Source organism: Mucilaginibacter sp. Bleaf8 (assembly GCF_018390515.1).
GTDB lineage: Bacteria > Bacteroidota > Bacteroidia > Sphingobacteriales > Sphingobacteriaceae > Mucilaginibacter.
This window is the reverse complement of the sequence record NZ_JAHBBK010000005.1, coordinates 34,530-55,419: the sequence shown is the minus strand read 5'-3', so window position 1 is coordinate 55,419 and position 20,890 is coordinate 34,530. Positions and strand designations below refer to the sequence as shown.

The 20,890-nt window shown below is 46.0% G+C and carries 17 protein-coding genes; 10 read left to right on the top strand and 7 right to left on the bottom strand.

What is annotated here, in order from left to right; all coding sequences use genetic code 11:
* Window positions 1-162: 162 nt before the first annotated feature.
* The gene (locus tag KHS38_RS19060) at window positions 163-600 is read right to left on the bottom strand and encodes an RrF2 family transcriptional regulator (RefSeq protein ID WP_213490153.1); all 438 of its coding nucleotides are present in this window, start codon (window positions 598-600) and stop codon (window positions 163-165) included.
* A gap of 205 nt (window positions 601-805) precedes the next feature.
* Between KHS38_RS19060 and KHS38_RS19055 the strand changes: the two genes are divergently transcribed.
* Window positions 806-1,612: an ABC transporter ATP-binding protein gene (locus tag KHS38_RS19055; protein ID WP_249665483.1), complete on the top strand. Its 807-nt coding sequence runs from the start codon at window positions 806-808 to the stop codon at window positions 1,610-1,612.
* Between the two features lie 12 nt (window positions 1,613-1,624).
* The gene (locus tag KHS38_RS19050) at window positions 1,625-3,322 is read left to right on the top strand and encodes a hypothetical protein (protein ID WP_213490152.1); all 1,698 of its coding nucleotides are present in this window, start codon (window positions 1,625-1,627) and stop codon (window positions 3,320-3,322) included.
* 9 nt (window positions 3,323-3,331) lie between these two features.
* Here KHS38_RS19050 and KHS38_RS19045 read toward each other — a convergent pair whose 3' ends face one another.
* Both KHS38_RS19045 and KHS38_RS19040 read right to left on the bottom strand, forming a co-directional pair.
* Window positions 3,332-4,120 carry a DUF817 domain-containing protein gene (locus KHS38_RS19045; protein WP_213490151.1) on the bottom strand — a complete coding sequence of 263 codons (789 nt, stop codon included), beginning with the start codon at window positions 4,118-4,120 and terminating at the stop codon, window positions 3,332-3,334.
* Between the two features lie 43 nt (window positions 4,121-4,163).
* Window positions 4,164-4,925, bottom strand: a complete 762-nt coding sequence (locus KHS38_RS19040) for an oxygenase MpaB family protein (protein ID WP_213490150.1) — start codon at window positions 4,923-4,925, stop codon at window positions 4,164-4,166.
* 132 nt (window positions 4,926-5,057) lie between these two features.
* Here KHS38_RS19040 and KHS38_RS19035 point away from each other — a divergent pair, with 132 nt between their 5' ends.
* From KHS38_RS19035 to KHS38_RS22305, 6 genes are all read left to right on the top strand, one after another.
* Window positions 5,058-5,438 carry a hypothetical protein gene (locus tag KHS38_RS19035; RefSeq protein WP_213490149.1) on the top strand — a complete coding sequence of 127 codons (381 nt, stop codon included), beginning with the start codon at window positions 5,058-5,060 and terminating at the stop codon, window positions 5,436-5,438.
* 192 nt (window positions 5,439-5,630) lie between these two features.
* Window positions 5,631-8,321: an alpha-L-rhamnosidase gene (locus tag KHS38_RS19030; protein WP_213490148.1), complete on the top strand. Its 2,691-nt coding sequence runs from the start codon at window positions 5,631-5,633 to the stop codon at window positions 8,319-8,321.
* A 206-nt stretch (window positions 8,322-8,527) separates the two neighbouring features.
* Entirely contained in the window at window positions 8,528-8,920 is a 393-nt protein-coding gene (locus KHS38_RS19025; protein WP_213490147.1) for a hypothetical protein, read from the top strand.
* Window positions 8,921-9,024: 104 nt separating this feature from the next.
* Window positions 9,025-10,158 (top strand): efflux RND transporter periplasmic adaptor subunit, encoded by a 1,134-nt coding sequence (locus KHS38_RS19020; RefSeq protein WP_213490146.1) that lies wholly within the window; start codon window positions 9,025-9,027, stop codon window positions 10,156-10,158.
* Between the two features lie 93 nt (window positions 10,159-10,251).
* Window positions 10,252-13,413, top strand: coding sequence for an efflux RND transporter permease subunit (locus KHS38_RS19015; protein WP_249665482.1), 3,162 nt, complete (start codon window positions 10,252-10,254; stop codon window positions 13,411-13,413).
* 10 nt (window positions 13,414-13,423) lie between these two features.
* Window positions 13,424-14,863 (top strand): TolC family protein, encoded by a 1,440-nt coding sequence (locus KHS38_RS22305; RefSeq protein WP_249665481.1) that lies wholly within the window; start codon window positions 13,424-13,426, stop codon window positions 14,861-14,863.
* 64 nt (window positions 14,864-14,927) lie between these two features.
* Here the strand turns inward: KHS38_RS22305 and KHS38_RS19010 are convergent, their stop codons facing one another.
* Window positions 14,928-15,581 carry a hypothetical protein gene (locus tag KHS38_RS19010; protein ID WP_213490145.1) on the bottom strand — a complete coding sequence of 218 codons (654 nt, stop codon included), beginning with the start codon at window positions 15,579-15,581 and terminating at the stop codon, window positions 14,928-14,930.
* Between the two features lie 163 nt (window positions 15,582-15,744).
* On the opposite strand from KHS38_RS19010, the gene KHS38_RS19005 reads away from it, so the two are divergent.
* A complete protein-coding gene (locus tag KHS38_RS19005; RefSeq protein WP_213490144.1) occupies window positions 15,745-17,148 on the top strand; it encodes an aminopeptidase P family protein in 1,404 nt (467 codons plus the stop codon).
* A gap of 114 nt (window positions 17,149-17,262) precedes the next feature.
* Here the strand turns inward: KHS38_RS19005 and KHS38_RS19000 are convergent, their stop codons facing one another.
* Both KHS38_RS19000 and KHS38_RS18995 read right to left on the bottom strand, forming a co-directional pair.
* Window positions 17,263-18,024 (bottom strand): alpha/beta fold hydrolase, encoded by a 762-nt coding sequence (locus tag KHS38_RS19000; protein ID WP_213490143.1) that lies wholly within the window; start codon window positions 18,022-18,024, stop codon window positions 17,263-17,265.
* Window positions 18,025-18,102: 78 nt separating this feature from the next.
* Window positions 18,103-18,912: an SDR family NAD(P)-dependent oxidoreductase gene (locus KHS38_RS18995; protein WP_213490142.1), complete on the bottom strand. Its 810-nt coding sequence runs from the start codon at window positions 18,910-18,912 to the stop codon at window positions 18,103-18,105.
* Between the two features lie 235 nt (window positions 18,913-19,147).
* On the opposite strand from KHS38_RS18995, the gene KHS38_RS18990 reads away from it, so the two are divergent.
* Entirely contained in the window at window positions 19,148-19,873 is a 726-nt protein-coding gene (locus tag KHS38_RS18990) for a DoxX family protein (RefSeq protein ID WP_213490141.1), read from the top strand.
* A 343-nt stretch (window positions 19,874-20,216) separates the two neighbouring features.
* Here KHS38_RS18990 and KHS38_RS18985 read toward each other — a convergent pair whose 3' ends face one another.
* Entirely contained in the window at window positions 20,217-20,855 is a 639-nt protein-coding gene (locus tag KHS38_RS18985) for an NAD(P)H-dependent oxidoreductase (RefSeq protein WP_213490140.1), read from the bottom strand.
* Window positions 20,856-20,890: the final 35 nt, after the last annotated feature.

Sequence of the window (20,890 nt, the reverse complement as noted above, 5' to 3'; positions counted from 1 at the left end):
TCACAGCTATTCCACATGCCACATAGGGCAACGCATGGCAGCATTGCCGCAGGTGCTGGGTGTAACTGTTATCATTTCCATAATCCAAATATATACATACTATACAGAAATAGTAGTATTTGTTTCAAAAAAGGGCTTGAGCCTTATTTGAGTTAATAAAAATTAAAGATTATCGATCAGGTTGCTTTCGCGTGCAATGATGTCGGCAATGCTAGTTTCAGTAAGAATTTTAAGCGTTGCATCACGTACCTGTACAAACACATCGCGTATGCCGCAGGTAGTTTCCTGGTGGCACTCGTCGCATTTACGGTAAAAGTTAAGGCTGGCGCAGGGTACCATAGCTATAGGGCCATCAGTAATACGCATAATACTAACTAGGTAAATATCTTTCGGATCTTTGCTTAAACTATAGCCGCCACCTGCACCTTTTTTGCTGTATAAAAAACCTGCATTACGCAGATCAAGTAGTATCTGTTCCAAAAACTTTTTAGGTATGCGCTCTTCCTCAGCAATTTTTGAAATTTGCATAGGTGGCTTACTGGCGTTTTTTCCCAGTATTACCAGAGCTTTGATAGCATATTTGGTTTTTTTAGATAACATATTGCGGATATGGCAGGCAAAGTTACGCAAAATCTGTGTTAAACCGTTTTACTATTGCCAGTAGCCATTTAAAGGGCTGATTTTTGTGCCCGATTATGCTCAAACGTAAAAAGGATTACATTTTGTATAAACCTGCCAACAGGGGCAAATTTATGTGATTATACCGTGTAACAATTTAGTACGGCCATTCTCTTAGCATTAAGTTTTGTATATTACAGCTTCATCATCACAATTGGCTATGAGTAGTGTGCCTTTAATTGAAATACGCAATCTTTCAAAATCTTATGGCGACAAACTGGTGCTTAAACACCTGTCGCTCGATATTTATCCCGGTCAGGTAATAGGGTATATAGGGCCTAACGGTGCCGGTAAGTCTACCACGGTAAAGATACTAACCGGGCTGATTCCTGATTTTAACGGAGAGGTTACCGTAAATGGCCTGAGTATGCGTAATAACCCGCAGGAAATTAAGAAGCTGATTGGTTATGTACCTGAAAATGCTGAACTATACGATGTGCTTACGCCAATGGAGTACCTCGACTTTATAGGCAAGCTGTATGATATGGAAGAAGCGCAGCTGCACAACCGCGCCCGCAAGTTGCTGGCCGCTTTCGGGCTGGAGGCCAATGCGGATAACCGCATGGATACTTTTTCGAAGGGGATGCGGCAAAAGGTGCTGCTCATATCAGGCATTATTCATAATCCGCAAATTATAATTTTGGATGAGCCATTGTCTGGGTTGGATGCCAATGCTGTGATTTTGGTGAAGGAACTGATTATGCGCCTGTCGAAAGAAGGAAAAACTATTTTTTACTGCTCGCACATGATGGATGTGGTGGAGAAAGTATCAGACCGTATTTTGCTGATTAACAAAGGTGAAATTGTGGCCGACGGAACCTTTGAGTCCCTGAAACAGGACCACGCCGATACCCTGGAGCGTGTTTTTGCCAAGCTTACCGGTCGAGACGAATCTACCCACGAAACCGATGCTATTATTAATGCCTTTGATTAAGCACCTGCTGCCATGAACAAGCTTTTTCTGAAACTGATTGCGCTGTTTTATCCGATGCTGGAACGGAGCGGTGTTAACGTATCACAACTGTACCAAATACTCAAAATAAAGCTGCTGATAGATAACCGCCGGCCTAAAACTGCTTTTGCGCAAAACCGCCAGGCTACCAAAAAAACAGGCAAGGCGGGCAATATATGGGGCATATACCTGGTAACCGGTCTTATGGGTGTGATGGTGGCCTTTTTGCTGTTTCTGTTTAAAATGCCGCTGGTAGGGCAAACGGTGTACTTTACCCTATTTATGGTGTTGCTGGCGCTTACCATGATTACCGATTTTACTACCGTGCTGCTTGATGTGCGCGATCAGTACATCATCCTGCCCCGGCCGGTAAATGATCGTACACTTACCGTATCGCGCATACTGCATATTGGCATTTATGTAAGCAAGCTGGCGCTGGCGCAGGGTTTACCGGGTGTTATTTTAGTTGGCTTTGCCGATTCGTGGGCGGCTGTTCCGGTATTTATAGTGCAGTTGGTTGAGGCTACATTTCTGAGTATTTTGCTGGTGAACATGGTTTACCTGGTTTTGATGAAACTGGTATCACCGCAAAAGTTTAAAGACATAATCAGCTATTTCCAGATCGGTTTTTCGGTGCTGATTTTTGGCAGTTATTACCTGATACCAAGATTGGTTGATACCACCGTTTTGGCCAATATCAATTTACTGCATTATGCCTGGGCTTATTTTATGCCACCTGTATGGATAGCGGCTTTGAATGAAGCGCTGATTCATTGGAGCCGGGCCGGTGCACTTACTTATGTTTTGGCTGTGCTGGGTCTTGCTGCGCCTTTGATAGGTTTATGGCTGGTTGCCAGGGTGCTGGCCCCGGGCTTTAACCGTAAGCTGGCCGTGGTTGCTACTTCTGATGGTAATAGCACTACGGATACTGTTACTAAAGAAAAGCCAGGATTCAGGCTGGTGAGTCGTATAGCTAATTTGCTGGCGCCCGACCCGGTTGAGAATGCGGGCTTCCGCATTACCTGGACACTGGCCGCACGTATACGCGAGTTTAAAATTAAAGTATACCCTGCATTTGCCTATGTGCCTATTTACTTTGTTTATTTTGCCTTCAACTCCAAAGGTACCGGCCTGAGCGAAAAGTACGAAGGCTTGCAACATAGCCATAAGTATATTTTGCTTATCTACCTCAGTACCTTTGTGCTGGCTTCTATTCTGCAGCACATATCTTATACGGAAAAGTTCAAGGCATCGTGGGTATATTATGCACTGCCTATCAGTAAGCCGGGCAAAATATTGTCGGGTATGTATAAAGCGGTTTCTACGCTGTATTACCTGCCTTATTGTATTGTGCTGGGTATGATCAGCGTTTATATTTGGGGTCCATCCGTAATTAATGATATTATACTGGCCACATTTGCCGGCTTGATATATGGCCTGCTTACTGCCTTGTTTTTATTGAAAGGCCTGCCATTTTCCAAACCGGTTATGGTAAAGCAATCGGGAGGGCGTGTAGCTGTATCTTTACTTATTACCAGCTTTGTGGGGCTGATTGGATTTGCCCACTACCTGCTGTCGCGCTGGGAGATAGTGATTTGGATACTCATTATACCGGCAATGGGGCTTTACTGGTTAATGATGCACTATTACAAAAAGCAAAGCTGGGAAAGCATTGAGGTAGAGGAATTATAGCAGTACGGGCTAAATAGTTTCAACCGCCGGTTTATCCTCAATTACGTCCTTTAGCATCTTCAGTTCGGCCACAATAATATAGCTTACTACTACCAGGAAAGCCCATGAACTTATTTTTTGGTAATCCACCATCGCCCACTGCTTATGCTGGTAAGCGTATTTCCAGGCACCAAAGCGGGTGGCAACATTTTCGGCCAGCCAGATAAAGAAGCCGATCAGCAAAAAGGAAAGCGCTACCGGCAGGCGGTATGCCCTGCGCTCTACATGAAATACCACCCAGGCTTTACGAAAGATAATGAGCACAAATATTCCGATCACGTAACGCATGTCATGAATAAAGTGGTTGGTGAAAAAGTTGAGGTAAATTAAAGCGCCTGCTATGCGCACGGGCCAGTGCGGGGGCCAGTTAAGCATTTGCAAATCAAACCGTCGCCAGGCCTGGCACATGTAGCTGGCCACGCTGGCATACATAAAGCCGCTGTACAGCGGTACACCTGCAAACTTGGTATAAGCAAATTCCGGGTACGACCATGAGCCTATGTTGACCTTAAACAGCTCCATGCACAAACCCAGCAAATGAAATATACAGATCACCAGCACTTCGTCCTTCGTTTCTATTTTGCTGTAAAACAAGGCGGCTTGTATCAGTAAGCAGGCTATCAGCATAAAATCATACCGGGGCAGCACGCCTGCAAACAGGTGTGAAAGCGCCAGCATAGCAAATACCAGTGCCGGAAACAGGCATGAAAGCGCTTGCTGCCAGCCAAAGATAAAGAAGTGACGAAGGTAGGTTTTCAAGGTTCTAAGTTCTCAGGTGTTTGGGTATCGATAGCCAGCCAAGTTAGGCACTTATATCCAGGTTTCGTATTTGTGCTTTATAACGGGGTGGCAAAATAGCTTCTTTTACCAGCCAGTCTAACTTAATATTGCGGCTCAATTTATACAGCCATATTACCGGCATAAGCAACGGAGTGCGGCCCAAATTCAATAAGTGGTTTACCCGTGGTGGCACAACCAGTACCTGCACCTGTTTTAAAAGAATATATCGAAGCCAGCCCAAATGTTTGCGGTATTGCTTAAAAAGATCGGTAGTAAAACGGCTGTTAATCATGTTGTGTTGTAAATGATCGTCGCGCATTATTAGCCAGCTGGCGTAGGTGGCAGGCAAGCCGGCAATGCCCATGCGGTGGCCTACCCGGTAAAATACATTAAACACTTCTTCTTTTTCAGCTTCGGTCAGTTTGCGTTCCAATAGCTCATAGGAGCGGATGGAGTAGTCGATAAGCATAAAAAGCACATCGCGGTAAGCCCAATCCGGTATCTGCGAGCCACGGGCATTTTCAACACCCTGATGTATAGCCGCAATCCTATCAATAGCCTGCAAAGCGTCACTGTGGTTCGAAAAAACAATTTGCTGAGCATAGGCCACGGTTGAAAACAAACGCCCCAGCGGGTCGGCAGGGAGCCGGCCGGTAAAGTACAGCCAGTCAACCGCCTTGTTCAGGGCAAATTCTGCTGCTGCGCCTGCAAATATAAACAGGGTGGTATCGCTCTTACCCCATATCTCTCTTACAATGGAGCCTTTGTTCACAAAAAGTTGCATGCTGCTTTAACGCTTAAATAGCCGGATAATTACTTTACCGGGTAAATGCAAAATATTTAAAATAATTGAAACTAAAGCATTTAGCTAAAGTTGTACTTATAGTTGATATTGTAAACCAAAAATTAATCAGATATGAAAAAGCTAAGTGTAATGATGGCTGTAGCGGCTGCGTGTGTGTTTGAATACGCTATAGCAAACGATCATAAAGTAAATGAAGGTACCGTTTCAAATGGCAGAATAGTAGCCGTGCAGGATACTGTGCCAAAGCGGAGCAAAACAACGCCAACCAGCCCGGCAAGGCCAACCATGCCAACTAATCCGAACAGGCCAAACAGCCCTACAGCACCAACTGTACCGCCAAGTACGCCAACAAATCCGCAGGTGCCAACCAGTCCTACTGTGCCGCCAACCAGTCCAACTACACCAACGGTGCCACCAACAAGCCCAACCGCGCCTACTACACCGCCGCCACCGCCACCAACTGCGCCAACTACGCCGCCAACAGGTAAGTAAATGTGTGATCGTACTTTATTATACCTTATATAAAATTAGCCCGGTAAATGCCGGGCTTTTTTGTTTCATAATTTAATGGTTAATTAGCTGTTGGTTACAACCGGTTTGCAAAAAGGTTAATTATACTATCGCCTATAAGAGTGGTCTATCGCAAATCGAAACCTATAGCCTATTTATACCTTTATCTGAAACATGAGATTAATTTCTACATCTATATTCTTAAAAGTACTTACTGTTTGTGCATTTATTCCAACTACAGGTAATCTTGCTTACGCACAGGGTAAGGCTAAAGTAACGGCCTTGAAATGTGAGTATTTGGTTAACCCGTTGGGTGTTGATGTTACGCAGCCGCGCCTTTCATGGCAAATGCAAGATGCCGCACAGGGGGCAGCCCAGAGCGCTTATCAAATTTTGGTATCCAAAGATTCGGTTGCGCTGGCTCAATTGGGTAATGCGGCGGTGTGGAATTCCGGTAAAGTGCAATCGTCGCAACGGTTGGTAGGTTATGCCGGTGGGGCTTTGGAGCCGTTTACCGCTTATTACTGGAAAGTTTTAACCTGGAATAAAGCCGGGCAGCCATTGCCAGCCAGCAGCATAGCCCGTTTTGAAACAGGTATGATGCAACGTACCAACTGGCGGGGTACCTGGATAAGCGATGGTAATAGTATAAACGCACGTCCGGCCGGTTACTTCAGAAAAGAGTTTAATGCTGCTAAAAAAGTTCGCTCGGCCCGTGCTTACATTGCTGTGGGTGGTTTGTACGAGTTGTATCTAAACGGCCAAAAGGTAGGTAACCATCGCCTCGACCCAATGTATACCCGGTTTGACAGGCGAAACCTGTATTTAAGCTATGATGTAACAAGTCAGTTGCAAAATGGCACCAATGCCATCGGCGTGTTACTGGGTAACGGCTGGTATAACCACCAGTCGCTCGCTGTTTGGAACTTTGACCGTGCGCCCTGGCGTGCCCGTCCGGCTTTCTGCCTGGATTTGCGTGTAACCTATAATGATGGTAGCACCGAGGTGATTACATCCGACGGTAGCTGGAAAACTCACACTGGCCCGCTGGTATCAAATAGTATTTATACTGGCGAGCAGTACGATGCCCGTTTGGAAATGCCGGGCTGGAACACCGCCGGCTTCAACGACCAAAACTGGCACGAGGTGCAACTGCGCGCGGCACCATCCCAAAATATCGTTAGTCAGTTGATGGAGCCTATCCGCAACGTTGAAAAAGTACCGGCCCGCTCGGTGCGTAAGTTCAACGATACCACTTATCTGTTCGATTTGGGCCGCAACATAGCTGGCGTGAGCCAGATCAGGCTAAAAGGCGATAGCGGTACGGTGGTACGGCTGAAACACGGTGAGCGGTTGTATGAGAACGGGCATGTTGATCTGTCGAACATTGATGTTTATTACCGCCCTAAGGATGGTTCCGATCCGTTTGGTACCGATGTGGTTACCTTGAGTGGTAAAGGCACTTTGGAGTTTATGCCTAAGTTTAATTACAAAGGCTTTCAGTACGTAGAGGTAACCAGCAGCAAGCCCATTAAGCTGAGCAAAGAGGACTTAATCGGCTACTTTATGCACAGTGATGTGCAGCAGGTAGGGCAACTTAATACATCCAATCCGCTGGTGAACCGCTTATGGTGGGCAACCAACAACTCGTATCTGTCTAATCTATTTGGCTACCCAACCGACTGCCCGCAGCGCGAAAAGAACGGCTGGACCGGCGATGGGCACTTTGCCATTGAAACAGGCTTGTATAATTACGATGCAGTTACCATTTATGAAAAGTGGCTGGCCGACCACCGCGATGAACAGCAGCCCAATGGCGTTTTGCCTGATATTATCCCAACCGGCGGCTGGGGCTACGGCACGGCCAACGGTACGGACTGGACCAGCACCATTGCCATCATCCCCTGGACGCTATATATGTTTTATGGCGACAGTAAGCCCCTGGCCGATAATTATGACAACATCAAGGCTTATGTAAATTATGTGCAAAGCATTAGTCCCGAAGGCTTAACCACTTTTGGCCGGGGCGACTGGGTGCCGGTAAAATCCTCATCGCCGCTGGAGTACACTTCATCGGTATATTATTTTGTGGATGCCAACATACTGGCCAAAGCGGCCAGGCTATTGGGCAAACAGGATGATTATAGTTACTACAGCAAACTGGCAAATAAAATTAAAGAAGCCATCAACAATAAGTATCTTAATAAAGCCGCCGCTTTGTATGGCAGTGGCCTGCAAACCGAGCTTAGCGTAGCCTTGCAGTGGGGTATTGTGCCCGATGAACTGAAAGCCCGTGTAGCCGAAAACTTAGCCAAAAGGGTAGCCGCCGATGGTATGCACCTGGATGTAGGGGTATTGGGGGCGCGTGCTATATTAAATGCCCTGAGTGATAATGGGCAAGCCGAAACAGCCTACAAACTGGCAGCGCAAAACACCTACCCATCATGGGGGTGGTGGATTGTAAACGGTGCCACCACACTTTACGAAAACTGGAATATTAAAGCCGAGCGTGATATTTCGCTCAACCACATGATGTTTGGTGATGTGGGCGGCTGGTTCTTTAAAGGCCTGGGCGGTATAAAGCCCGACGAGGCCCATCCCGGTTTTGCAAACGTGTTACTGAAACCCAGCTTTGTATCCGGCCTTACGCATATGGAAGCCAGTCATGAAGGGCCTTACGGCATTATTCGTTCTGCCTGGAAAAGATCAGGTACTACTATTAAATATAAGGTTACCATTCCGGCCAATTCTACCGCTTCGGTTATGCTGCCACTGCAGGCAGGGCAAGCTGCTTACTTGCAGGGTAAGGCCGTTGCGGCAACGTTAAACATTAGTGCCGGTACGTATGAATTTGTGATCCGGTAGTACCACATTTATAGCTATCACATTAATGTAACCATTTATTTACAAGCCTGTTCGCTTCAATGATGTAATCGTTGTTTAAACGTAGTAGCCTGCGTAAAATTGAACTTTTTTTGAACAAGCGTTGTTTGTGAACGGTGTAATGCGCACAGGCATAGTGTCAAAAGAACAATAATTATGAATATTTTATATTAATTTTGTGCCAAGGCATGTGGAAAAAGTGGATTAACATAATCTTAGCTGTCTGGCTAATCAATGCGGTTACTTACTTTCATTCAAGTAACCCCTTTGATACTGTTGAAGAAAATCACGGCATCTGTTCCACTATTGAGTGCCTTGATATCAATACCTGGGTTGATTGCCTGGTACAGATAGCTGATGATGAGGGAGAGGCAGCTACCAAGGCGCACAAAATTAACTCTCAGCGTAAGTATGTACATTCCCGCTCGGTTAATCTAAGTGTATTCCTGTCGCCGCAGCTTCTGCATTTACCACATTCTGCTTTTAACAGCGAGGTTGATAATGACACTGGTCATTACTCAATTGGTGTTGCTTTATTGCCGGCCTACTATAATTTTCTGTTCCGGCTCTGTCCATTCTGATGATTTCTTGTAACTGATTTTTAGGTTAGCGGTGCATTTGCTGAATGTTACCGGCTGCCTTATTGTTTCTAAACAAATAAGTTAACAGAATTCATCTATAACACATGGTTAATATTAAGCATGCTTGTAGTTGGTTTGGGGTAATCGCTGCATTACTTTTGGCCGGCTGTGCGTCAAACAATAAAGAAAAAGCAAAACAAGATACCCTGCAATTGCCGGTATTTACTTTAAGTACCAAGGATACCGTATTGCAAACGGCTTATGTAGCCGATATACAAGCCCTTAAAAATGTTGAGGTAAGATCCAGGCTGAAAGGCTTTTTGGAAAAAATATATGTTGATGAAGGTAAGCCCGTAAGCAAAGGGCAGGTACTGTTCAAATTAAATGATGAAGAGTATCGCGTAGCCTTATCCAAAGCTAAAGCAGCTTTGAGCAACGCCGAAGCCGATGCGGTAGCCACTAAACTGGAGGTTGACCGTGTAAAGATGCTGGTGGATAAAAACGTTATCTCGCCATCCGAACTGGAGGTAGCCAAATCCAAATTAAAGGCCGATATGGCTACCGTGCAAGAAGCACGCTCCAACGTACAAAGCGCACAAACACACATCACCTACACTATTATACGTGCACCCTTTGACGGTATCATTGACCGTATTCCGCTTAAAGCAGGTAGCTTGATTGACGAGGGCGCATTGCTGACCAGCATATCCGACATCAACTCAGTATATGCTTACTTCAGTTTTCCCGAAAATGAATACCTGCGTTACCAGCGCATTTTAAATAAAGATCCGCAACAGCATAACAATACTGTGAAGCTGGTGCTGTCCGATGGTTCCAGCTATGCCCATACTGGTACCATTGAAACCATTGAGGGTGAAATTGAGCAGAATACCGGGTCAATAGATCTGCGCGCTAAATTTCCAAACCCGCACAAACTGCTGCGACATGGCGCCAGCGGTAAAATCTACATTTCGGCCGAGATGGAGGATGCCGTGATGGTTCCTCAAAAATCTGTCTTCGAAATTCAGGACCAAAACTTTGTGTACCTGGTAGGGCCCGATAACAAGTTGCACATGCAAAGCTTTACACCGCTTACCCGCGTATCACAATACTACATCGTAAAAGATGGTTTGAAACCCGGCGACAAGATTTTGTTTGAGGGTACACAAAACGCCCGCGATGGTATGGTCATTAAACCCCAGAAGGTATCAGCCAACCAGGCGCTCGCTTTGAAGTAATAAAGCGGGCAATTCGTTTTTTCTTGTAATGCTGACGGTGGGTATTGCCCTGCCGCAGCTATGGTTTGATACATTAATTTAAATGGAAATATAATGTTCAATGTCTTTATAAAGCGGCCTATATTGTCGCTTGTTATATCCCTGATTATAACTTTACTGGGTGTGCTGGCTTTAATTACCCTGCCGGTTACCCAGTTTCCGGATATTGTGCCGCCGTCGGTTACCGTAACGGCCAACTATACCGGTGCCAACGCCGAGGTGTGTGCCAAAGCTGTAGCCACTCCGCTTGAGCGGGCCATTAACGGTGTGCCGGGCATGACCTACATGTCGTCTGTTTGTAGTAACGATGGTTTAACCGTTATCCAGATCTACTTTAACGTAGGTACCGATCCCGACCAGGCTGCCGTAAACGTGCAGAACCGCGTGGCCACCATCATCGACGAGATGCCCGAGGAGGTAATCAAAGCAGGTGTTACCACCGAAAAGGAGGTAAACAGTATGCTGATGTACCTCAACATTATGAGCGATGATAAATCGATGGATGAAAAATTCATCTACAACTTTACCGACATCAACGTACTGCAGGAGCTGAAACGTATTGATGGCGTGGGCCGTGCCGAAATTATGGGTGCCAAAGAGTACTCCATGCGGGTATGGCTAAAACCAGACCGTATGATGGCTTACAAAGTATCAAGCGATGATGTGATCAAGGCCATCCGTAACCAAAACGTGGAAGCGGCGCCGGGTAAAACAGGGCAAAGCTCCGATAAAACGCCGCAAATGCTGCAATACGTATTGCGCTATCCCGGTAAATTCTTTGAGCCCAAACAGTACGAAAACATTGTCATCAAGGCGGATGAAAGCGGTACGGTGCTCAAACTCAAAGAGGTGGCCGATGTAGAGTTTGGCTCACTTACCTACAGCATGGTATCTAAAACCGATGGCCGCCCGTCTGCTTCGATTATGATCAAACAACGGCCAGGATCAAATGCCCGTGAGGTTATCCAGAATATCAAAACCCGCATGGCCGAACTGAAGGAAACATCATTCCCGAGCGGCATGACCTTTAACGTGAACTACGACGTATCCCGCTTTTTGGATGCCTCCATTCACGAGGTATTACGCACGCTGGTAGAAGCCTTTATACTGGTGTTTATCGTGGTTTACATCTTCCTGCAAGATTTCCGTTCAACCCTTATCCCGGCACTCGCCGTACCGGTGGCGCTGGTGGGTACGCTGTTCTTTATGCAGATGCTGGGCTTCTCCATCAACCTGCTTACATTGTTTGCGCTGGTACTGGCTATCGGTATTGTGGTGGATAACGCCATTGTGGTGGTGGAAGCCGTGCACGTAAAAATGAGCGAAGAACACCTGAGCCCGATGGATGCCACCATGAGCGCCATGAAGGATATAAGCGGGGCTATTGTGGCTATTACGCTGGTTATGTCGGCGGTGTTTGTACCGGTGGCGTTTATGTCGGGCCCGGTGGGGGTGTTTTACCGGCAGTTCTCGCTTACCATGGCCATCTCTATCGTTATTTCGGGTATTAACGCAGTAACGCTTACGCCAGCCCTGTGTGCCATATTATTAAAGCACCAGCATCCGGGTCAGAAGAAAGGATTTATTGATCGCTTTTTTGCCGGCTTTAATAAACGGTACGATGCAATATCCAACCGTTATTCGGGCTTTATCGGTAAAATAGCCGGTCGCCGCATCATCACCATCGTATTGTTGCTGGTGTTTTTTGCAGCCACCTGGGGTACCAGCGCCATATTGCCAACCGGCTTTATCCCCACCGAAGATCAGGGGATGATCTATGTAAACGTAACCACACCGGCCGGTGCAACGGTAGAACGTACCGAGCAGGTGCTGGATGAGGTGCAGCGCCAAACCAAAAGCATGGGGGCTATCGAGTCGGTATCCACACTGGCCGGTTACAGCTTGGTGAATGAGGTGGCCGGTGCATCGTACGGTATGGCCATGATTAACCTGAAAGGCTGGGACGAGCGTAAAGAATCGTTGGATGATGTTATTGAAGAATTGCAGAAGCGTACCAAAAATATTGGTGATGCTTCTATCCAGTTCTTCCCGCCGCCAACGGTGCCAGGCTTTGGTAACTCCAGCGGTTTTGAAATTCGCTTGCTGGATAAAAGCGGTACCGGCGATTTGCAGAAAACGGCAGCGATATCCAACGAGTTTATCAAAGCCCTGAACGAGTCGCCCGAGATATCCAATGCGTTCTCCAGCTTTGATGCCAACTTTCCGCAGTACCTAATTGAGGTTGACCAGCAAATGGCGGCCAAAAAAGGTATTACCATAGATAACGCCATGGCTACCCTGCAAACGCTGATGGGTAGTTACTATGCATCCAACTTTATTCGCTTTGGACAAATGTATAAGGTGATGGTGCAAGCCTCGCCTGAGTTCCGGTCGAAACCCGAGGATGTATTGAGCCTGTATGTGAAGAATGATGCCGGTGAAATGGTGCCGTTCTCTACTTTCATTAAAATGAAAAGGGTTTACGGACCCGAGCAGCTTACCCGCTACAACATGTATACTTCGGCCATGATTAATGGTGATGCCTCGGCCGGTTACAGTAGCGGTGATGCCATTAATGCCATTAAACGTATTGCCGCCGAAAAATTGCCGAAGGGCTACTCCTTTGAGTGGTCGGGCATGACGCGTGAGCAAATCCTGTCGGGCAACCAGGCCATTTATATCTTTATTGTTTGTTTAGTGTTTGTTTACCTGCTACTGGCAGCGCAATACGAAAGCTTGTTGCTGCCTTTAGCGGTAATTTTATCCCTGCCAACCGGTATCTTGGGCGCGTTCTTCTTCCTGAAAATTACCGGACTTGAAAATAATATTTATGCCCAGGTGGCGCTGGTGATGCTGATTGGTTTGCTGGGTAAAAATGCTATCCTGATTGTGGAGTTTGCCGTACAGCGCGAACGCGAAGGTGCTACAGTACTCAAGGCGGCCATTGAAGGTGCTGTATCCCGTTTACGCCCTATTTTGATGACTTCGTTTGCATTCATCGCAGGCCTGATACCGTTGTGTATTGCGAGCGGCGCAGGCGCAATGGGTAACCGCTCCATCGGTACCGCTGCTGCCGGGGGGATGCTGCTCGGAACTTTCTTTGGTTTAATACTTATTCCGGGCCTGTATGTCATCTTCTCCAGTCTGGGCAAAAAGAAGGATAAACCGACAGCCGAAAAAGTTGCCGAACCTGAAATGGCCAGTACTTATCATTAACTATACTTTTATGCATCAATATAAATTTCGTCTATATATAATTTTTGCTGTACTGGGGCTATCGGCTTGTAGTAAGCTGAAAACGGTGAGCACAAAGCTGCCCGACGAGATGCCTGCAACTTATACCGGCGCAACCGATACAACCAATGTTGCAGCTATGCCGGTATCCAGCTTTTTTGCGGATGAATATCTGCTAAAACTGATTGATACGGCATTCGGGGCTAATCCGGATGTATTATCTGCTCTGCAGCGCATCGAGATAGCCAATGCTAATTTAAAATATAATCGTCTGCAGTTACTGCCCAACATTACGCTGAACGCGAATGCAGGGTTGGAAAAGTATGGTGATTATACATTGAACGGCGTAGGTAATTATGATACCAACCTGTCGCCTAATATTAACAGCGATCAGCGCATTCCTAACCCAACGCCTGAATACTTTTTGGGTTTCCGCAGCTCATGGGAAATCGACTTGTGGGGTAAGCTGCGCAACCGCAAACGCGCAGCCTTTAGTCGTTTTTTGGCCAGCCAAAGCGGTTATAAAATGGTAACCACTTCTTTAACTGCGCAAATAGCAACAGCGTATTACCAACTGCTGGCTTTGGATTACGAATTGCGGGTAATCCGCAAGAACATTGCCTTGCAAAACAATGCGCTCGAGATAGTAAAGATTCAGAAGCTTGGCGGCCGTGCCACTGAGCTGGCCGTACAGCAGTTTTTGGCACAGCTAAAACGCACGCAGGGCCTGGAGTTTGCAACCCTGCAGCAGGTAACGGAAACCGAAAACCAGCTGAACTTTTTAACCGGCGGCTTTGCCAATGCCATCCCGCGCGATACATCGATCAATACACTGAAATTGCCATCGGTGCTTAAAGCAGGCGTGCCCTCGCAACTGTTGCTGAACCGGCCCGATATCCGTGAGGCCGAATTTGAATTACAGGCTATGAACGCCGACATAAAAGCGGTGCGTGCGGCATTTTTTCCGTCGCTTACGCTGTCGCCTTATGTGGGGTATAATTCTTTCCGGTCATCGTTGCTATTCAATCCGGGGTCATTCGCTTATGGTATTATAGGCGGGCTTACTACGCCTATTTTTAGCCGCCGTTTGCTGAAAGCCGATTATGAGCGTACCATAGCGCAGGGCCAGCAAGCATTATACGGCTATCAAAAAACGGTGCTGTCCAGCTTTCAGGAAGTGATGAACAGCCTGAAAAGCATCGAGAATTACAGCCAGATGTACGAACGCAAACAGCAGGAGGTGCAGGCGCTTAACAATGCGGTATCCGTAGCCAACGACCTGTACCTGGTAGGCCGGGCCAACTACCTGGAAATTATTACCGCACAGCGTAACGTACTGGATGCCGAACTGGAACTGGCCAATACCAAAAAGAATATCTTTTTAGGAGCCATCAACCTGTACCGTTCGGTTGGCGGTGGCTGGAAACGATAAGGATAGATTAGTATCAAATAAAATGGGCTGTAAATATTTACAGCCCATTTTTTATAGACAAAATTTATTGGCTTGGCTTGCGCCACTCTGCCAGGCTTACTTCCTCTTCTTTGGTGGTATCATAATATTTAATTTCATAGAACGGATACCGGTAAACCCGAAAGGTAAACAAAGGTGCAAAGCTTCCATTGTTTTCTGTACAGGCTTCTATAAGGTAAGGCGACATGGTTTCGGTAGGCTTTTTAGCAATTTTTACTTTAGCTGCTTTTTCCTTTACCTCGGGCAGGTTGGCTATATCGTTTATTATCTCTTCCTCTTGTTTAGGCTTTTCGAATAGCTGGCCGGGTACCTCTTTAAACCGGATCAGGTGTTTGGCTTCAAACTTGCCGTCATCGCCGGCTTCTTCAAAAGTATCCGGCCGCCATTTAACTTCCAGTATGTGGTTGCTCAGCTTGTCCAGGCCATCATCTTCTGTAATCATATTAACCGTGTCTTTGCGGGCATTCATAAAGTAAGCCTGCCAGTAATCACCATTACCATCAAAGTAAAGAAACTGGAGCGTATCGGTATGTTCGGGTTTAGTTGTAGCCGTTTGTACCTGTGCTGTTGTGCTTTTAATTACGGTATCTGTTATTTGTGTACCGGTTTGCGGCTTGTTTTTGCAGGCAAAGGCCAACAGGCATAGAGTAGCAGTTAAGATGTTGATTTGATTTTTCATAAGGTTTTGTGATCGTATCATGGCAGCCACATCAAACAGTTGGATGTAAGGTAGCAGCTGTACTTGCGAAGTTAAATACTTAACCATAGTATGCAAATAACTGATAAACTTGTTTAAGTGCCCGGCATTGTATTGCTTTGCTGAAACAAATTTTTCCTGTGTTATGGAACTCAACTTATTTGACATACAGGTTTATACCGACCGGCGCAATACATTAAAGCAAAACTTTGGGCAAGATGGCATTCTCCTCTTTTTAGGGAACGAAGACAGCAGCATGAACTATAAAGACAATGCCTATCCCTTCAGGCAGGATAGCACGTTTTTATACTACTTCGGGCTGGATGTGCCTACACTGGCTGCGGTTATAGATACCCAGTCGGGCGAGGAAATTATTTTTGGTAACGAGCTTACTATAGACGATATAGTGTGGACGGGTACCCTGCCAACCGTTAGCGAAATGGCTGGTAGGGTAGGTGTTACGGCTACCAAAGCTTATAATCAGGTGGCCGGATATGTGCAAAGTGCTTTAGCTCAGGGGCGCACTATACACGTTTTACCACCTTACCGCCCCGAACATCAAGTTAAGCTATCAACCTGGTTTAATGTAGGTTTTGCCGAAGTGGCTGAGCTTGTTTCGGTGAAGTTTATTAAAACTGTAGTTGCGCAACGCGTAATCAAATCACCGTTGGAAGTTAGCGAGCTGGAGAAAGCTGTGAACATCAGCATTGATATGCAGCTGGCTGTAACTAAACATGCAAGGCCGGGCATCAAATGCTACGAGTTGGTAGCTAAAGCTTTGGAAGTAGCCCAAGCTAATAACGGCCGGTTAGGGTATCCGGCTATCATTACCACCAAAGGGCAAACCCTGCATACGCATTACTATGGCCATGAACTGCATGAGGGCGATATGGTGCTGAGCGATATTGGCGCCGAGAATGCCATGTATTATGGTGGCGACCTTACCCGTACTTTCCCTGCCGGTGAGCGTTTTACCGACAGGCAGAAGGAACTATATCAGGTAGTGATTAATGCAATGGATCATGCCATCAGCTTACTGAAACCGGGGGTGCGATATAAGGATATACACCTGGCATCATGCGAGAAATTGGTTGAGGGTTTGGTTGATGCCGGTCTGATGAAAGGTAACCCTGCCGAGGCTGTGGCCGCAGGTGCACATACCATGTTTTTTCAGTGCGGCTTAGGCCACATGCTGGGCATGGATACCCACGATATGGAAAACCTGGGCGAAAAGTATGTGGGTTACAACGATACATTGCAGAAGGAAACCAGCCTTTTCGGTCTTAAATCGCTACGCTTGGGCCGTGAACTTGAAGCTGGCTTTGTGTTAACCATTGAGCCGGGTATTTACATTATTCCTGAGCTGATTGACCGCTGGCAGGCCGAGAAAAAGTACACCGACTTCATTAACTATGATGTGCTGAACAGTTACCGCAACTTTGGCGGCATCCGGGTGGAAGATAACTTTCTAATTACAGATAACGGTTACCAGTTGCTTGGCAAATATCTGCCAAAATCGCTTCAGGAAATTGAGGGGTTGAAGGGGTGATGAGGTTAACAAACTAACAAAGGCCGTGAAAAAGATTTACGGCCTTTGTTAGTTATTGACGGAAAGACTCATTGTAAAAGATGATATTGGTTGTTTATCTTCCATAATAGTAATTTAAGCAATCAATTTCCTGAGTTCTCCGGCAAGCCAGGTTGGGTCTTCCAGCGGGAAAAGATGACCGATGTCTTTTGTGGTGATGAGTTGCGCATGCGGTGGCAGGTTAGGCAAGGTATCTTGCCGCGTCATGGCTATGGTAACCGCTTGGTCGTTTTCTGAGGCAATTACAGTTATGGGTATGGTTAGTGATGTGGTTTGTGTAGCAATGGAGTGATTCATGCCTCCTTCTATCCACCAGCGCCAAACCAGGTTGTCGGTAATGTTTTGGGTGTTTATGGCCAGCAGGTATTTCTCATCATTAAGTTTTTTGAAAGTACTGTTTGCAACAGTAACCGCAACCTCTTTGGTGCTGGGGTGTATCAGCATGCGTTGTTTCTCCGCATCAGGCATACGCTCAACCGATGGCGGCGATGGGGTCAGTAAAATAAGCCGTTCAATGTTACCATGTTCCTGATCATCAACGGCTATTTGTAATGCTATTTTACCACCCATAGAATGCCCGATGAGTGTATAGCGGTCCACCTTTAAATCGGCTAATTGTGTTTGCACATAGCTGGCAAAAGCTTTTATTGAGGGTTGCGCCAAAGCGGGCTGTCCGCCAAAGCCAGGCAGGTTAATGGCTATACAGTGGTAATGATTTTGCAGCAAAGGCATTAACCATTGCCAGCTTTGTGCCGAGCCTCCAACATATTGTAAAAATACTAATACCGGTTTGTTTGAACTGGCTGCAACAGGGGTTGCTAATGACGTGTTAATCACAAAGAAGCAGATTAATAACAACGCCGCCCGGACTAAAGCAGGCAGCGTTGCCAAATAAACATCAGAAAAAGAAAAAATTTAAAAGGCCGATTCAACAGCGCCGCCATCTACCCGGTAGTTGCTGCCGTTTACGTAGCTGGCCAAATCTGACGACAGGAAGGCAATTACTGCGGCCACTTCCTCCGGCTGGCCCCGGCGACCTACGGCAATATGCGGGCGTTTATTTTTCAGGAACCATGCAACAGCTTCGTCTCTGTTGGTGCCACGCTCCTGGGCAAGCTCATCCATCATGGCATTGGTCATCGGCGATTCTACATAGGCGGGCGATACGCAATTAAACAGCAAACCATCCTTGGAATAGGAGCGGGAAAGGCATTTTGATAAATTGATAATACCGGCTTTGCAGGCGTTATAAGGGCTTTCTTCCTCATAAGGCTGGTACGCATTTTCGGAAGATACCAGCACCACGCGGCCCCAGCCTTTCTTTTGCAGCTGCGGGATAAATGCGCGGCATACCCGTACTGCCCCTAAAAGATCTGTATTAATGGTTTGCAGCCAGTCTTCGTCAGTAAGGCTCAAAAAATCTCCGGCTGCCCCGCGTGCACCGGCGCAGTTAATGAGTATGTTGGCGCCGCCCAGCTCGGCATCAACTTTTGCGGCCAGCGCCAAAACGCTCGTGTTATCATCCAGGTTGCATGCAATTGGCAGCACCTTAATATTGGGTGCTTGTGATTGTAATTCAGCCGCGGCTTTGTCAACAGTGTCCTGCCGGATGTCGGTAAGCACAATGTGTGCACCTTCAGCAGCTAATAATTTGGCCGTAGCTAAGCCAATGCCCGAGTCGCCTCCAGTTATTACAGCTACTTTTTCTTTAATATTCAGGTTCATATATTATCGGATAAGCAAATATGCTATATGAACTTTTTAATGAACCGTTTGGTTTTAAGGAAAAGCTGTTGATTTACAACTGTATTCTATAATCTATTTAGCTATTGCTTCGCTGCTTTAGCCGTTATCGTTTATTCAAGTAAGGGGTATTGAGTATTACACCGCTATAAAATGTATAAAGTAATACTTGTATACACATTGGCAATTGGTAACTTTGTATTTCAAAGTACTTTATATGAATCTGAATTGCAATTTAGATCGCTTGCACAGCAAAGCCAAAAGGAACAGATGGCTGCATGGTTTTGCTATATTTAACAGAATAGGTTTGGCAGCCGGCTTTTTACCGTCTGGGTTTGTAAAGATTATGGGAGAGCGGTTCACGGCCTTATCCGTAAATCATCCGATGGGGCATTACCTCGAAGCCCTGCACGTAACGGGCTATTATTATACCTTCATTGGCATTGCACAGGTAACAGCAGCTGTGCTGTTGTTAATACCACGAACAGCAACACTGGGTGCACTACTGTATTTTCCTATTATACTCAATATCTGTATCCTCTCATTGGCGGTACGTTTTGATGGATCATTACTATCGTCACCCTTAATGGTGCTGGCCAATTTGTACCTGCTGTGCTGGGATTATGATAAACTAAAGCCTATTCTCCCTTTTAGCAAGCCAGCAATACAGAATAACCTGCCCCGGCAAAATGAAATGGATAATAAGTTTCCAACTAAGTTTTTTGCCGGCGTTGCTGCCACCGTTATCCTGCTGGCACTAATAATATTTAATATGTATGATATCCGGCCACGTAATACATTAAAAGACTGTACCCAGCAGTGTGAAACCAGTGATAACCCCAATGCCTGCAGGGTTTTTTGCGATTGTATTCATAAACAGGGCCAGTCGCTTGACCAAAGCCTTGATAATTACCATAAAGCGCTGAAAGTTGCACACAGGTAAAGGTGGTAATCACAATTTTTATCAGTTAAAGAAGTCTTTCCTAAATAGAAAGGCTTCTTTAAAGTACCACATTCAGGCAATCTTGTCAAAAGCCTTTTGTGGTTGATAGTTACCTGTGGCGATTAGAAGCTATCTTGTAAATAGCAAAGTGGTGACTTTGCTGTGTGAGTGAGCTAAACGACAAGCAGTGGGAAAAGATTAGAAAGTTGGTGCCGGAAGGCGTAGTATGGCTCCAAGAGCTGGCTAATATCAGCGAATTCTTCATTTTACCAACCAATTAGGTGTTGTAACCAATTGGTTGGTAAGCTTAAAAGACGTATTTTACAGTTATATGTTATAGCAGTTATTTAATTTCAGTCACGAAATTGCTGCGACTGCGTCTTACTTTTTTAAGGTTCACAAGCCAGTCACCTTCAGAAGCGCGGTATCCAATAGGTAGTATAATAACGCTACGCAGATTTTTAGATTTAAGATCCAGTATTTCGTCAACCGCTTCGGGGTCAAATCCTTCCATGGGTGTTGCGTCAACTTCTTCAAATGCGGCAGCAGTAAGGGCAACACCCAGCCCAATGTATGCCTGCCGTGCTGCGGCTTGATAATTGCCTTCGGTACCCCGAGCTGCTACAATATCGAGCAATTGTCTGCGATAGTTTTCCCAACCTTCATTTTTAAAACCCCTAACCTCATTAGTGAGGTCGAACATCATATCAACACGATCTTTGGTTATATCATCCCATGCAGCAAATACAAGCAGGTGAGATGCCTCCGTAATCTGCGCCTGGTTCCACGCTACAGCCTGAATTTTAGCACGGATAGCCGGATTACTTATTACTAATAGTTCGAATGGTTGGAGGCCGCTACTTGTTGGTGTAAGGCGGATGGCTTCAATAATACGCTCAAGCTTTTCATCAGACACAGTCTTCGTTGCATCAAACTTTTTTGTGGCATATCGCCATGTTAATTTATCAATTACCGTATGCATAATTTCTCTTTTTAATTTGAAAAGCAAAAATGCAC

Bases quoted from the DNA above. Each gene is read 5' to 3' on its own strand.
- KHS38_RS19060 (WP_213490153.1), bottom strand. From the start codon at position 600: ATGTTATCTAAAAAAACCAAATATGCTATCAAAGCTCTGGTAATACTG.
- KHS38_RS19050 (WP_213490152.1), top strand. From the start codon at position 1,625: ATGAACAAGCTTTTTCTGAAACTGATTGCGCTGTTTTATCCGATGCTG.
- KHS38_RS19040 (WP_213490150.1), bottom strand. From the start codon at position 4,925: ATGCAACTTTTTGTGAACAAAGGCTCCATTGTAAGAGAGATATGGGGT.
- KHS38_RS19035 (WP_213490149.1), top strand. From the start codon at position 5,058: ATGAAAAAGCTAAGTGTAATGATGGCTGTAGCGGCTGCGTGTGTGTTT.
- KHS38_RS19030 (WP_213490148.1), top strand. From the start codon at position 5,631: ATGAGATTAATTTCTACATCTATATTCTTAAAAGTACTTACTGTTTGT.
- KHS38_RS19025 (WP_213490147.1), top strand. From the start codon at position 8,528: ATGTGGAAAAAGTGGATTAACATAATCTTAGCTGTCTGGCTAATCAAT.
- KHS38_RS19020 (WP_213490146.1), top strand. From the start codon at position 9,025: ATGGTTAATATTAAGCATGCTTGTAGTTGGTTTGGGGTAATCGCTGCA.
- KHS38_RS19015 (WP_249665482.1), top strand. From the start codon at position 10,252: ATGTTCAATGTCTTTATAAAGCGGCCTATATTGTCGCTTGTTATATCC.
- KHS38_RS22305 (WP_249665481.1), top strand. From the start codon at position 13,424: ATGCATCAATATAAATTTCGTCTATATATAATTTTTGCTGTACTGGGG.
- KHS38_RS19010 (WP_213490145.1), bottom strand. From the start codon at position 15,581: ATGAAAAATCAAATCAACATCTTAACTGCTACTCTATGCCTGTTGGCC.
- KHS38_RS19005 (WP_213490144.1), top strand. From the start codon at position 15,745: ATGGAACTCAACTTATTTGACATACAGGTTTATACCGACCGGCGCAAT.
- KHS38_RS18995 (WP_213490142.1), bottom strand. From the start codon at position 18,912: ATGAACCTGAATATTAAAGAAAAAGTAGCTGTAATAACTGGAGGCGAC.
- KHS38_RS18990 (WP_213490141.1), top strand. From the start codon at position 19,148: ATGAATCTGAATTGCAATTTAGATCGCTTGCACAGCAAAGCCAAAAGG.
- KHS38_RS18985 (WP_213490140.1), bottom strand. From the start codon at position 20,855: ATGCATACGGTAATTGATAAATTAACATGGCGATATGCCACAAAAAAG.